We start from the raw sequence: 13192 nt of genomic DNA, 5'->3' as shown, positions 1-13192 counted from the left end.
AGTACATCTGAAACGTATTGGAAAGGTGGTATGTCCGCCTGGGCCGTTGAACTGGTAAAGCGTGGTCACCTTGTTGAATCTTTACCGGTAGGTACAGCCATCACGTATGGCAATGCATCCAATCCACAAGACCTGAGTAATTATGATGTATTCCTGGTGATAGAGCCAAACCGTTTGTTCTCTGCTTCTGAAAAAACAGCGATCATGAATTTTATTTCCAATGGTGGTGGCTTGATGATGGTGGCTGATCATACAGCAGCAACTACTGCAGGAACAGATGCCAACGGGTATAATCCTTCTGACAGAGATGGCGATGGTTATGATTCTCCCCGTGTATGGAATGACCTGATGACGAACAATGGTATCAACAACAGCAATCCATTCGGGTTTGTAGTGAACTATGTAGACATCAGCGAGCAACCTACTACCAAAGTATATACCGGCAGCAATGCTAATGCACAGGCGGTATTGAATGGTTCAGCAGGCACGGCTTCCAAACTTGCTTTCTACAATGGATCAACCGCTACACTATATCCGGCTAACAACAGCAGCGTGCAGGGATTGTTCTGGAGAATGAGTGGTACCGTAGGAAGCACTACCAATGTAATGGCGTTGCTGGCAACGTATGGTAGCGGCAGGGTTGTATTTGTTGGCGATAGCTCACCTTCCGATGATGGCACGGGTGATACCAATGATAACTTGTTTAACGGTTGGTCTGGCGATTCTCCATCGGGCTTTACTTCTCACCCGGCATTGCACCTCAATGCATCTCTCTGGCTTGCACAGGCACAATAGAATTATATAGGGGATTATAGATGTGAAAAGAGGCGACCTGAAAAAGGCGCCTCTTTTTTTTATTGACGTATCGTTCTGGTAAAATATATCGCTATATATACTAACCTGCCATCGCCATAATCTCGCGATTATACTTGTTCTTATACTCCAGCGGAGAGAGGCCGGTGGTTTTCTTGAAGATCGTTCGGAAAGCTTTAATATCGGAGTAGCCAACATCGAACATGATCTCGTTGATGTTCTTCCGGCTGGTTTCAAAACTTTTCTTGGCAGCTTCGATCTTTACCCGCTGTATATATTCAGATACGGTGTTGCAGGTTGCTTTTTTAAATCTTCGCTCCAGGCTTCTGCGACCAACGGCTACGATACTGGAAAGTTGATCGACTGTGATCTTGTCCTGAAAATTATTCTCAATAAACTCCTGTACTTTCTTAACCGATTCGTCCTGGTGATCGCGTTGTCCTTTAAACATAATGAAAGGTGATTGTGTTTCGCGATCGATCTCAATAGCAAAATATTTCGAAGCAAGTATCGCCAGCTCGCGATTGGTATATTTCTCCAGCAGGTATATCAGTAAATTCCAGAATGAATTGGCGCCTCCGCTGGAATATATACCTTGCTCATCGGTAATGATCTTGTCGGAAACCAGTTCTACATCCGGAAACATTTTTCTGAATTCATTAACCGATAGCCAGTGCGTTGCGCAGCGCTTGCCAGCCACCAGCCCGGTAGCGGCCAGCAGAAAAGCCCCTACACACAAGCTTGCTACTTCCGCGCCTGCGCGATGTTGCTTTACAATCCACGGAAAAAATTCCTGGTTGGCAGCAATCACATCATTCATCGCGCCATTCACGGCCGGTATAATGATCAGATCTGTTTTCGTAGCGGTATGTATAGTTTGATCCGGACGAACATGAAAGAGTCGGTCATATACCTGCTCTTCATCCGTAATGCCTACCAGCTTTACATCAAACAACGGAGGCTTGCCGAAGCTGGCGAGAAAATCATTCGCTTTGGTAAATGCTGTGTTGGCACCTTCAATGCAACTCAATGCTGCTGCACCTCTCGGAACAAGAATCGATATGTGTTTCATAGGGGTATCTTAAGAATGATCTTCTATTCAAAACTAACAGAATCGATTGTCGGAGTCAACCCTCGATAATGCCGTATTTGCACCCCGGTTATACAAGCGGTCGATACTACTTTTGTTATAACCATACAACGCATGGTTACAGACAGATTGCTGTTTACTAAACATTTATAACGTTATGAGTAGAAGAATAATTAAAAAATCAATGGAGCTGCAGGCTTCCAAAGAAAAAGTATGGGATGTGTTGCTGCTCGACAAATTTAACAAGACGTGGTTTGCCGATTTCTCGCAGGGTATGCGTGTTCAAACAAACTGGAAGATTGGCAGCAAGGCACTATATACCGATAACAGTAACGGTGGTATTATTTGCCAGGTGGTAGCGAACAAGCCGCAGGAATTGCTTACGTTAGAATTTACAGGACTGCTGGTGAATGGAAAGGAAGATTATGATAGTGTTGATGCACGTGAATTTATAGGAGGCAAAGAAAGTTACCGATTACTCGCAGCGCAGGGGGCTACAAAAATATTTATCGAAACAGAAACAGCCGAGCAATATTACGACTGGATGCAGGATGCCTGGGATAAAGCGTTGCATACGATCAAGAAATTATCCGAAGATAATGCATAGTCGTTTAACATCTATAGTATATATCAACCTGTATCCGTAAAATTTAAATTCCACTAAACAAAAAAAATATGGCAGCGATCAATCCGTATCTCAGCTTCAACAGTAATTGTGAAGAAGTGTTTAACTTTTATCGTTCGGTATTTGGAGGTGATTTTCTTACCGTTATGCGCTTCAAGGAAATGGCACCGTATCATCCGGTTGATAAAGCCGAAGAGAATTTAGTTATGCACATGGCGTTGCCGATCGGGCACGGTACGGTGCTGATGGGCAGTGATACACCGGCCTCGATGGGCAAGGTTAACAACGGAAATAATATAGGTATAGCGATTCAGCCCGATAGCAAGCAGGAAGCTGATCGTCTCTTCAACGGGCTCTCAGCAGGCGGCACGGTAACCATGCCGATGGGCGATGCTTTCTGGGGAGCTTACTTCGGTATGTTTACCGATAAGTTTGGCATCAACTGGATGGTAAACTACGATGCGAACCAGCGTCCTTAAAAGAATATAGCTGCCTGCTATATATACTCGGATAGCAGGCAGCTATAGATATTTTGTTATAAATACTTAATGCGGAAAGTCGATCAGGTATATATTCGACCAGAGCTTGCCGGTAACGTATACCCGGTCCGTTGCAGCATCGTAAGCAATACCATTCAAAACATCGGAGCCCGGATTTTTGTTGCGGGCATGTTCTGCCAGTGAGCTTAGATCCAGCTTGCCCACCACATGGCCTGTGGCAGGATCGATCTTTAGAATAAAATCTTTCGTCCACACATTCGCATAAATATACCCGTTGATATATTCCAGCTCGTTGATATTATCGCGCACATTTCCGTTCTCTGTTACCTGTATTGTTTTAACAGGCTTGAGTGTATTCGGATCGAGGAACGTTATGGTGCTGGTGCCATCGCTCATAATAAGTTCTTTGCCGTTAGTAGTAAATCCCCAGCCTTCTTTGCTGCTATAGCTGAAGTCGCCCAGCGGTTTGAATGTTTTGGCATCGTATATAAAGCCCTTTTGATTTTTATAGGTGAGCTGATAAAGTTTGTCGTTGAGAAATACAATGCCTTCACCAAAGTACTTCGAGCGATCGAGCGTAATTTTCCGGTCCATCTTACCCGTAACGGAATCAATTATACCTACGAGCGATTCAGTCTCAGCTATATCTCCGGGGGAGCCGGTGCTTTCATACAGTTGTCCGTTGTATATCAGCAACCCTTCCGTAAAGAGACTGGTGTCGTGCTGAAAACTTTTTGTTACGGTATAATAAATTGACGGTGTTGCCGGTGCCGATGTGGCTGGTGCTTCGTGTCGCGAAGAATGGGTACAACCGATGAAGAGTGAAAATAAAAGAAGTGTAAAAAATGGTTTAGAATGGTGCATAGCGTTTGTTATGAGAGCCGGTGCTAAAATTATATCTTTTCTTTTTACAGCAGGCTATTATTGTTTGTGTGCCGGGTATAGAACGATGAAAGGTTATGCCGGAAGGTATTCGTGAATTTTTTGTACCAGTGTTTTACTGGTAAAAGGTTTGGCCAGCATATCGTCAGCACAGGCTTCGCGCGTTTGTTCACGAATGTCGGTGCTGGAAGAGATCATGATCACAGGGATATGACTGGTATCGGTTTGTGCTTTTAGTTGCTTGCAAAGATCAAGACCGCTGGCATTGCCGAGGTTGATATCTACCAGGTATAGATCAGGAACCTTTACATTATCTTGTAATACATCATTTGCTTGTAGGTAAGCATCTGCCTGGAATCCCTCTAACGTAAGAATGATCTGTAACAACTTCAGTGCATCCTGGTCGTCCTCTACAATGGCAATGCGTTTTTTCATATTGGGTGGTTGGTAGGTGTTTTTTACTTCATAGCACCTTCGTGACACACTTCCCCCAAAGCATTTCAAAAAATAGTTTAAGCGGCCCTGCACTTGCCTGAATTTTCCTATGTTTACTTATTGAGTAATAACCATTCCACCAGTTTAATGGAAAAAGACGCGGCAGATAATTTTGGCAACCTGTTTCGGCAGCACCATAAAAGTTTGTGCGATCTGGCCTATAACATTGTAAGCGATACAGATGCTGCAAAAGATATAGTGCAAGAGGTATTTCTTAAACTGTGGAATAATCGCCACCAGCTAAATTTCGGAGAACAGATCAGGCATTATCTGTTCAAGGCCACAGCACACACGGCCTATAATTATCTGCGTTCTGCTAAAAAGATATCTCCGCTGCAGAATTATATCGGGCTTGAAAAGCTGTCGATGACCAACGGAACCGAAGGTGTTGAATACCAGGAACTGGAAATACGGGTGCGCGAAGCGATCGATCATCTGCCACCCAAGTGCAAAGCCATCTATATATTGAGTCGTCATGAAGGACTGAAGCATCAGGAAATTGCTGATACGCTGGGGCTTTCGGTAAAAACGGTGGAGAACCAGATGGGCATTGCGCTGGAGAAATTGCGCCAGGAACTGAAGCCGTACTTATCACTGGAAATTCTGGCGATTGCGGCCGGTATTGGCATAAGTCTTTACCGGTTATTCTTTTTCTAAACTTTTTTCTATTGCCGCTTGGGGGGAACGCCCCGCTTAAGTGCTAGTAGGGAAACAGTGAATATTAAAAAAGAATATAAACGTAAATCTGCAGCACTATGAAATCTATTATTGGCCTGATCTTAATCCTTACCGCTTTAACCGCATCGTCATGCTCATCGTATACGTGCGCCACGTATGTAAAACATACTCCGGCCCACGATAGCAAACGCAGCGAAGTAAAGCTCTAGCGATCGTGTAACCGAATTTACCCCTTTCATGACTACCGATACCTACTGGCAAAAAATATCCGCATACCTCTCGGGCGATCTATCTGAAGCTGAACGCATCTCGTTTGAATCCTGGCTGCAGGAGTCGGACGAGAACAGGCATCTCTTTGGCGAAGCCAAAAAGATATGGGACAGCTCCGGTATAAAACGACAGCTAAAAGTTGTTGATACCGAAGCCGAACTCGCGCGATTATATACTCGCATAGAGCGCGAGAAGAGAAATATAGTCTCCTTATTTTTCCAGGGAGCAGGGTGGAAGATTGCGGCCAGTATACTGGTGCTGATCATTGCCACCTATATATTATGGCCTTCGCGACATATATACCAGGCGAAAACAGATGAAGTTATACTTACCGCGGGCGAACAAGTGCTCACGGTATATTTACCGGACAGCAGCCGTGTTTGGCTGAACAGGCATAGCCGCATTTCATATCCTAAAAATTTTAACACAGCCACGCGTAATGTTACACTGGATGGTGAAGGCTATTTCCTGGTGAAGCGCAATGCAAGTAAACCATTTACTGTAGCTACGCGCTCTACCGCTACCGTTGTATTGGGAACATCGTTCAATGTAAAAGAAGAAGATAGTCTCACAACGCTTACGGTAGCTGAAGGCAAAGTGCGTTTTTCATCCGCTGAAACAGAAGCGAATAATGCGGTGCAGGTAACGCCTAATGAACAGGCTACCTATAGCACGCGTAAAAAAGCGGTTGATAAATCGCCCAATCGTAATACACACTTTGCAGCGTGGCGCAAGCGTCATAACCCGATGTATGACCACGAGCAGAAATATAGCGCCTCGTATCTTTCAACACGCTATACATGGCGCAAGAACCCGATCAATCAATCGGTGATTGATGGACGCATTACCAACAAAGCTTCACTGGCTACCTATAGAAATATAGTGCTGGCTGTAACCTACTCTCGCAGTGGCGGCCCGCGGCACACAACAGAATTGGTGATTGGCGAAAAGGTGAAGCCGGGACAAACAATCGACTACCGCAGGCGACTGCTGGATATATTTACTGACACCAGCTATTTACATGTACAGGTTAAATCTGCCGAGATCACCGATGACGAATACTGACCACACCTCCCGCGAGCAACCATCACTGCGTAGCGATTCATTTACTATTCCTGAACATGCCGAAGCGTTAATCTCGCTGGCAGAAAAAATTATTCAGCAGCATACATCGGAGGGACCGATGAGCCCGGTGAAGCCGCACCTGATTGCCGATCTGAACTATCGCGTCAGTTCTGCAAAAGCAAAACACGATCAGGGCCTGAAGTATGCACGGCTTATGCAGGAAGCTTTTTCGGAGCGCGATTTTCTGCTGGGCAAGTATATCAATACGGGTAAAGATGATCGTGATGTGAAGAGTATAATTGAGGCCGTTGTCCAGGTATTGAAACAACACTACCCGGAGAAAGCCGACAGCTTTGTAAACTGGGGGTTCGGAGCGAAGCAGGATATATAGTTTTCCGGCAGTCCTATTATTCCGGGTATATACCCGGGAAAGCCTTCCAGCCCTCTTAAACCCCGGCAACGGGGTTTTTCTTTTATAGGACAGTGTGATGAAATATATACTATACTTGAAAGACACCGGCAGGTATAGCTGTATCGCTATTGGCGTGTAGACCTGGCGTTGGCTGTCTTGGTCTTTTTGCCGGTTTTAAGCACTACCTGTGTTTCGCGGATGGCGATCTTGGGAAGTGTATCCATGTTCGCGCGAATGTATGTCTCCACCAGGGGCTTATGGTGCTTTACCATACTCCGCAGCACCCACGATATAGCTTTGGTGATCAGGATCTCCTTTTCACTCTTTAACAGGTCGATGTTGTCGAATATAACAGCCGCCATTTCCGGGTTGGCTTCCTTGCGTAAGGGCGAACAGCCTAATACCAGTGAAGCTCTTCGCTTCTGAATATTTTTACTCTTCGCGAATTTCTTCAGCAACGGTTTCCACGTTTTCCATTGGGCGGTAATCTCGTGTGCTGTATAATCGCCCGTGCAAAGTGTATCTACTTCAGCCCAGCCAATGAGATGATCGAGCCATGAATCGAACAAGGCAGGATCGAACGTACGCTGATCATCCGCAGCGTAATCCAGTAATATACCGGCCATGCATTTCTCGGTGGACGATTCTCCTTCTATAAGGCTGGTGAGTAACTGCGCGAATGCTTTTGCGGAGAGATCGCGATGCTGCTTCATCCACTCCCGGGCTATACTCCGCAGCACCGGGGCACGTATAGCATAACGCGGATGCGAGTTGCCGAGGTAACCGTCCAGAAAAGTATGCTGACTGGCCTTGCCCGAATTTTTTTGTATGGCCGCGAGTAACTCAGCGTGATGCGCATGGAGGATTGCCATATATACTATACGGAGAAGTATTTATACTTTCAGGTTGCGAATAGTATCGCGATCAAAGCTGGGGTCTGTCGCCAGCGCCTTGCCGATCTTGCTCACCACATCGTCCAGGTTATGGCTGGATTGTTTCAGGTGCGTGAGTATTTCTTTCTCGGCATCCGACATCTGCGCGTTGTTCAGCAGGTTTATAAGACCGAGAATGCTGCACAGTGGTCCGCGCAGTAAATGGGAGTTGATAAACGCATACTCGGTAAGTTTTTTATTGTGGCCTTCCAGCTCCAGCGTTCTTTCGGCTACGCGTTCTTCCAGGTGAAAGTTGGCTTCTTCCAGCCGGTTGTTGATTTGCGTGATCTCTTCGTTCTGGTCTTTCAGTAATTTATTCTGTTGCTCAATCTCTACCGTGAGCGATTGCAGCATCAGGTTTTGTTTAACAAGTCGCGTGTTCACCGCCTGCTGCGTATAGCCAAACAGTATGGCTATCGTAGCTGTAACCAGTGTGAACAACACACCGGCAGCCGTAAAGTTTATCGGCAGTATAACGGTTTCGTACGAGCTTGTACCGCTGGATACATATATACCATTGGTTATAATAAAACACAGAATGATTACCGTAAGCAAAATGGTTTCGATGGTGCGGGTAAACATGGTAAGGAACAGGGGCGTAAGTCCCATCCAGAATACCCAGGTATGAAAGAACATCGGGTTGTTAATGATCTGCACCTGGTTGATGGTGAGTATGAAGAGTATATTAGACACTACCAGCCACCGGTGATTTACCTGCAGTAACGACAGTGTGAGCAGCAGGGCAGGGGTTATAGCAAGAACGGTCAGGTAAGCAACCGAAATACTTCTGAAGTCGATGATCAGCTCGAACACAATACCGAGCAATGAAAGGAAGGTAATAGCCAGAAGATAGTAGCGAAATGCCAGGACGCGCGATTCATCATGTCCTTCCGGTATAGGGGTCTTTTTTAAAAAATCAAGCATGTCTGCATCATCACAGTTACAATCCTGTTGGAAATAACTTAAAATTATTCATTTGCGCTATACTTTGCCAGAGTAATTTTTTAACTACATGCCTGGTGCTGTTTGAAGAGAGTCATTAATTTTTGATCTTTCACCAATCATGCGCTGTCTTTTACTCCTCATCTTTACCTGCTGTTTACTTGCTGCACGAGCACAGAAGCTCCCCGATTATGAACGCGAAGCACGTCTGCTGATCCGTAAACTCAAAGAACAACACTATAGTCCTAAACCGGTTGATGATGTATTTGCCGGCCAGGTGTTTGATGCTTTGCTCCGCGAGATCGATCCCGACAAGCTTTTCTTTACCGAAGCAGACATTAAGCCCCTGCTGAAATATAGGTCGTTGCTGGATGATGAACTCAATGGCACCGGCTGGAAATTTCTACAGGACCTCACAACAGTATATAAGGCCAGCCTGCAGCGTTCGGCTGCGATCATCGAAGAGCAATCGGCCGCGCCATTCAAGAAAGATTTTCGTGAATTCTTCGAGTACGATACCGCTCACTGGTCGTTCAACGAACAGGAGCGCGTTCATCGCTGGCGTCATTGGCTCAAGTACCAGGCCTTTGAACGTCTTGTTGATAAACAGAAAAGCTATACCGGCAACACGGGCGACTTCTATACCCGCTATGAACCTGAAACGCGGCAGCGTGTCAAGCAACAAGAGCTGCGTTCTATCAAACGCATACTCAATCATGCTTCCGGTTTTGAATCATTCCTGGCAACGGCATACTTCCAGGTTATTGCTTCGGTGTTCGATCCGCATACGAGCTATCTGCCCCTTACGGCCATGGAAAATTTTATGGCATCGCTCAGCACAGAGGGATATTACTTCGGTGTAACGCTGGATGAAAATGATCGCGGTGATGTACTCATTGCTGCACTGGCTCCCGGTGGGCCTGCATGGAAATCCGGGGAGCTGCATGCTTCCGATATACTGGTGAGTTTGCAATGGGAAGGGCAGGAACGTATTGATGTAACAGGACTCTCGCTGGAAGAAGCCAACCAGGTATTGGCTGACGATAACCACCAGATGATGGACTTTACTGTGCAGCAGGCGAGTGGTATTGCACACACAGTGCGTTTGCGTAAAGAGAAAATATCGCTGGAAGAAAATTATGCGCGCAGTTATTTACTGAAAGATAAATATACCATAGGCTATATATCGCTGCCGGATTTTTATACCCGCTGGAGCGATGAGAGTGAAGGCACGCGTTGTGCGAGTGATGTAGCGAAAGAAATTCTCAACCTGAAGAAAGAACACATTGACGGACTTATACTCGATGTGCGCTACAATGGCGGTGGCTCCCTGCAAGAGGCTATGGCCATGGCAGGTATATTTATCGATGAAGGTGCACTGGGTATTTTAAAAGACAAAACACAGCATGCTACTACCTTGAAAGATATGAATCGCGGAACAGTATATGATGGTCCGCTGATATTGATGGTGAACGGACAGAGTGCATCGGCTTCCGAATTTCTGGCGGCTGCGTTGCAAGACTATAACCGCGCAGTGATTGTAGGCAGTGCTACGTTTGGCAAAGCAACTGCACAGAATTTCTTTCCGCTCGATCCGGCACAGAAGCCACCATCACTGGATGGCACATTAAAATCGGGTACCGGCTATGCGAGCATTACTACCGATAAAATATACCGTGTTACGGGAAGAGCCGTGCAGGGCAGAGGTGTGCGCCCCGATGTTTTATTACCCGATATATTGGAGGTACTCGATCTGGGCGAAGCAAGACTTCCGTTTGCTTTACCGCTCGACTCGGTGATAAAGAAAACATATTATCGTCCGCAGCTACCCCTGCCGTTGCTGCCGCTGCGAAAGAACAGCGAAGCACGTGTAGAAGCTTCAGCACCTTTTCAGGAAGTACTGAAAAGTCGTGCGTGGCTTGCGGCCGAAGTAAAAAAGAGACAGGAACCTGTATTGTTATTGTGGGATGATTTCAATCAGCATGCTGCCGAGCAAACCAAACACTACGCGGCACTGGAGCAGGCGTTTAGCCAGTCCGTTAGCACCTATACCGTGAGCAACAGTCAGTCCGATCAGCAGCGTGTAACCCTGGATGATTATACCCGAAAGTTTAACGACACGTGGCTGAAAAAACTCCGAAAGGATATTTACCTTGCAGAAGCGTTTCATGTGATGGCGGATCTTATTGAAGAGACGAGCCACAAATAAATTATATACTATCATTTAAACCCTAACCTTACTGAATTGTTATGATCATGCGTCTTGCCAGTATACTGGTGCTTACTCTTGTATCTTTCGTTGCTGCTGCACAGAATTTTGAATCGGCTGTAGAGTATATGGATTTCTTTAGCAGCCGCTCACAACAACTCTCGGAAAATTACCTAAGCTATATGAGTGAGTTTGCGCATGGCAAGCGTGCCCGCAAGCTGGAGAAACGGAGAAGCGAACTGATCGCCAGCATTCGTAAAGCACTTAACGATGCTACACGCGTAAAACCTTTTAAAGGCGATGCAACCTTGCGCGATGCCTATAAACGATATTGGGATATTGAGCTCAAAGTATTTAATGAAGACTATCACAAGATTGTAGACATGGAAGAGATTGCCGAGCAATCGTACGATGCTATGGAAGCGTATCTGCTTGCACAGGATAAAGCCAGCGAAGTGCTGGCACTGGCACAAGATCAGATCAGCCCTATATTAAAAGCGTTTGCGATCAGCAACAAAATTAATCTTGTGGATGGAGGCGATTCAAAAATGTCGAAGAAGCTTCAGCAGGTATCAGCGGTAAGTATATATCATCGGCAGGTATACCTCATCTTTTTTAAAACCTACAAGCAGGAAGGCTATGCTACCGAAGCGTGGAATAAAAAAGACATTAACAGTCTCGAACAAAACCGCACAACGTTAATACGCTTTGTAGACGAAGGACTCGCCAGGCTGGATACGATGCGCGCCTTTCAAGGCGATGGTTCGCTGGTAACTGCATGTCGTAAAATGCTGGAGTTTCAAAAAAGCGAAGGCGAGAAAGATATACCGCTGCAACGGGAGTTTCTGGTAAAGAGCAATGAGTTTGAGAAAATAAAAAAAGCATTTGATTCCAAGCCGGCAGACCAACGCACGAGCGCAGATGTTGATCAGTATAACAAAGCTGTAAACGAAATGAATGCCTCCATCAATGCTTCCAACAAATCATTACAGTCGATGTCTGCCAACCAGGCCAAATTGCTGAATAACTGGAATGATACCGAGAAACGCTTCCTGGATTCGCATGTTCCGCATTAAGCTATATATTGCACCATAAATCAAGTTAAAAACGATACGGGGAGTTTTGTTATGAGAGAAAAACAGGTACATATTCTTGTAGGCTGCGCGGATGCACGCGACCTGAGCCAGGTGCAAATTGATGTGGTGGATAAAACCACACAGGAATTTCGTGCGATGGGAATTGATGTAGAGGTGCACGTGATTCGCGCTGCAGGATCGTTTGTTACTCCGGATATTGTGATGGACATCAAGCGTACTTTTGAGCAGGCGCAACGTAACTGTATAGATGTGCAGCTCCCTATAAGTTACTACGTACATATACAAACACACGGTCACTTAACGGAAGACTCGAACGATCACTATATCAGTCACGTACACGATTTGAAAATTGTAGATGGCTCTCCGTTGAACTGTGGTATGCTCGGAGCTTCGGCTGTGGGTGTAGAGATCGAGCAGATGATTGTGGAGGAAAAACCCGTTGTTACCATGAAAGGTCGCGCGATGGTTATTGATAACGATACCAAGATCAAGCACCTGTTACGCGAGTACTATGCGTACGATGGCTACCTGGCTGGTGACTGGATCTGCAGCATCGACTTGTTGAGAACACACCCGCGTCATCAGCGCACGATACTGGAGAAAGCCATTGCTACAGACTCCGAGTTGAAGATGCTGAATGTATCGATCACCTGCGGTATATTAGACTACGCTATACATTCCCTGATACGTGTAGATGATGGTGAACCTTCGGTACCCTTCTGGGATACAGTGCAAACAGAAATACGCAAGCATGCACAGAACGATCGCCATGCAAAAGATATACTGATCACGCAGAGTCAAAGACAAAAGCCGCTGGCCGGATTGCTATGCATGAGCGACCCGCGAATGTCGTCACGTTTATTGGCTGCGAATTACTATATGCGGCTAAAGAACATTGAACACACGGGCGATTACTTACCCAACACCGTGTTTAATATGACGGGCAGCTCATTCGATATTCCTCAAACACCATTCGGTCCGTATGTGGTGGCAGGATTTTTCTATTCTGTAAAATACCTCGGCCTTACCGACCAGATGGTGATGGGCTACGATGCCAACCAGACTACCCGTATTATTCACAAGATAAAGAACGACCCGATCATGAATATGGTAGTGCAGAAGTTTAATGTAAACCTGATACCCATAAATATGCTTGAACTACAGGCAGAAGCAGGCATTTAA

14 protein-coding genes and 1 pseudogene are annotated in these 13192 nt (G+C 45.8%); 10 read left to right on the top strand and 5 right to left on the bottom strand.

All coding sequences use genetic code 11. The annotated features are described in order from the left end of the window. Positions 1 to 795: pseudogene (locus tag VIN08_RS15200) on the top strand (hydrolase); the annotation flags it as partial. Positions 796 to 895: 100 nt separating this feature from the next. On the opposite strand, the gene VIN08_RS15195 reads toward VIN08_RS15200, so the two are convergent. Continuing rightward, entirely contained in the window at positions 896 to 1885 is a 990-nt protein-coding gene (locus VIN08_RS15195; protein WP_331966802.1) for a GlxA family transcriptional regulator, read from the bottom strand. A 175-nt stretch (positions 1886 to 2060) separates the two neighbouring features. On the opposite strand from VIN08_RS15195, the gene VIN08_RS15190 reads away from it, so the two are divergent. Next, on the top strand, positions 2061 to 2510 hold the full coding sequence (locus VIN08_RS15190) for an SRPBCC domain-containing protein (protein ID WP_331966800.1): 450 nt from the start codon (positions 2061 to 2063) through the stop codon (positions 2508 to 2510). Positions 2511 to 2578: 68 nt separating this feature from the next. Continuing rightward, positions 2579 to 3007 carry a VOC family protein gene (locus VIN08_RS15185; protein ID WP_331966798.1) on the top strand — a complete coding sequence of 143 codons (429 nt, stop codon included), beginning with the start codon at positions 2579 to 2581 and terminating at the stop codon, positions 3005 to 3007. A gap of 66 nt (positions 3008 to 3073) precedes the next feature. Here VIN08_RS15185 and VIN08_RS15180 read toward each other — a convergent pair whose 3' ends face one another. Both VIN08_RS15180 and VIN08_RS15175 read right to left on the bottom strand, forming a co-directional pair. Then, on the bottom strand, positions 3074 to 3892 hold the full coding sequence (locus VIN08_RS15180; protein ID WP_331966797.1) for a glutaminyl-peptide cyclotransferase: 819 nt from the start codon (positions 3890 to 3892) through the stop codon (positions 3074 to 3076). Between the two features lie 93 nt (positions 3893 to 3985). Beyond that, positions 3986 to 4345, bottom strand: coding sequence for a response regulator (locus tag VIN08_RS15175; RefSeq protein WP_331966795.1), 360 nt, complete (start codon positions 4343 to 4345; stop codon positions 3986 to 3988). Between the two features lie 147 nt (positions 4346 to 4492). Between VIN08_RS15175 and VIN08_RS15170 the strand changes: the two genes are divergently transcribed. The 4 genes from VIN08_RS15170 (at position 4493) to VIN08_RS15155 (ending at position 6809) form a co-directional block, all read left to right on the top strand. Next, positions 4493 to 5062, top strand: a complete 570-nt coding sequence (locus VIN08_RS15170) for an RNA polymerase sigma-70 factor (RefSeq protein ID WP_331966793.1) — start codon at positions 4493 to 4495, stop codon at positions 5060 to 5062. Between the two features lie 98 nt (positions 5063 to 5160). Next, positions 5161 to 5292, top strand: coding sequence for a hypothetical protein (locus tag VIN08_RS15165; RefSeq protein WP_331966791.1), 132 nt, complete (start codon positions 5161 to 5163; stop codon positions 5290 to 5292). Between the two features lie 28 nt (positions 5293 to 5320). Next, positions 5321 to 6418 carry a FecR domain-containing protein gene (locus tag VIN08_RS15160; protein ID WP_331966790.1) on the top strand — a complete coding sequence of 366 codons (1098 nt, stop codon included), beginning with the start codon at positions 5321 to 5323 and terminating at the stop codon, positions 6416 to 6418. Then, positions 6405 to 6809: a hypothetical protein gene (locus VIN08_RS15155; RefSeq protein ID WP_331966788.1), complete on the top strand. Its 405-nt coding sequence runs from the start codon at positions 6405 to 6407 to the stop codon at positions 6807 to 6809. Before VIN08_RS15160 ends, VIN08_RS15155 begins: the two co-directional genes overlap by 14 nt. A 146-nt stretch (positions 6810 to 6955) precedes the next feature. Here the strand turns inward: VIN08_RS15155 and VIN08_RS15150 are convergent, their stop codons facing one another. Beyond that, the gene (locus VIN08_RS15150; protein ID WP_331966786.1) at positions 6956 to 7702 is read right to left on the bottom strand and encodes a DNA alkylation repair protein; all 747 of its coding nucleotides are present in this window, start codon (positions 7700 to 7702) and stop codon (positions 6956 to 6958) included. Between the two features lie 21 nt (positions 7703 to 7723). After that, positions 7724 to 8686, bottom strand: a complete 963-nt coding sequence (locus VIN08_RS15145) for a hypothetical protein (RefSeq protein ID WP_331966784.1) — start codon at positions 8684 to 8686, stop codon at positions 7724 to 7726. A 139-nt stretch (positions 8687 to 8825) separates the two neighbouring features. Here VIN08_RS15145 and VIN08_RS15140 point away from each other — a divergent pair, with 139 nt between their 5' ends. From VIN08_RS15140 to VIN08_RS15130, 3 genes are read left to right on the top strand one after another with little or no spacing between them, the layout of a single operon-like run. Continuing rightward, a complete protein-coding gene (locus VIN08_RS15140; RefSeq protein ID WP_331966782.1) occupies positions 8826 to 10913 on the top strand; it encodes a carboxy terminal-processing peptidase in 2088 nt (695 codons plus the stop codon). A gap of 41 nt (positions 10914 to 10954) precedes the next feature. After that, complete coding sequence (locus VIN08_RS15135; RefSeq protein ID WP_331966781.1) at positions 10955 to 11989, top strand: hypothetical protein; 1035 nt, start codon at positions 10955 to 10957, stop codon at positions 11987 to 11989. Between the two features lie 51 nt (positions 11990 to 12040). Further along, positions 12041 to 13192, top strand: a complete 1152-nt coding sequence (locus VIN08_RS15130) for a hypothetical protein (RefSeq protein WP_331966779.1) — start codon at positions 12041 to 12043, stop codon at positions 13190 to 13192.

The sequence above is a fragment of the Ohtaekwangia sp. genome (assembly GCF_036568665.1).
In the GTDB taxonomy this organism is placed as follows: domain Bacteria; phylum Bacteroidota; class Bacteroidia; order Cytophagales; family Cyclobacteriaceae; genus Ohtaekwangia.
The sequence above is the reverse complement of the archived record's forward strand: the minus strand, read 5'-3'. Positions and strand labels throughout refer to the sequence as shown.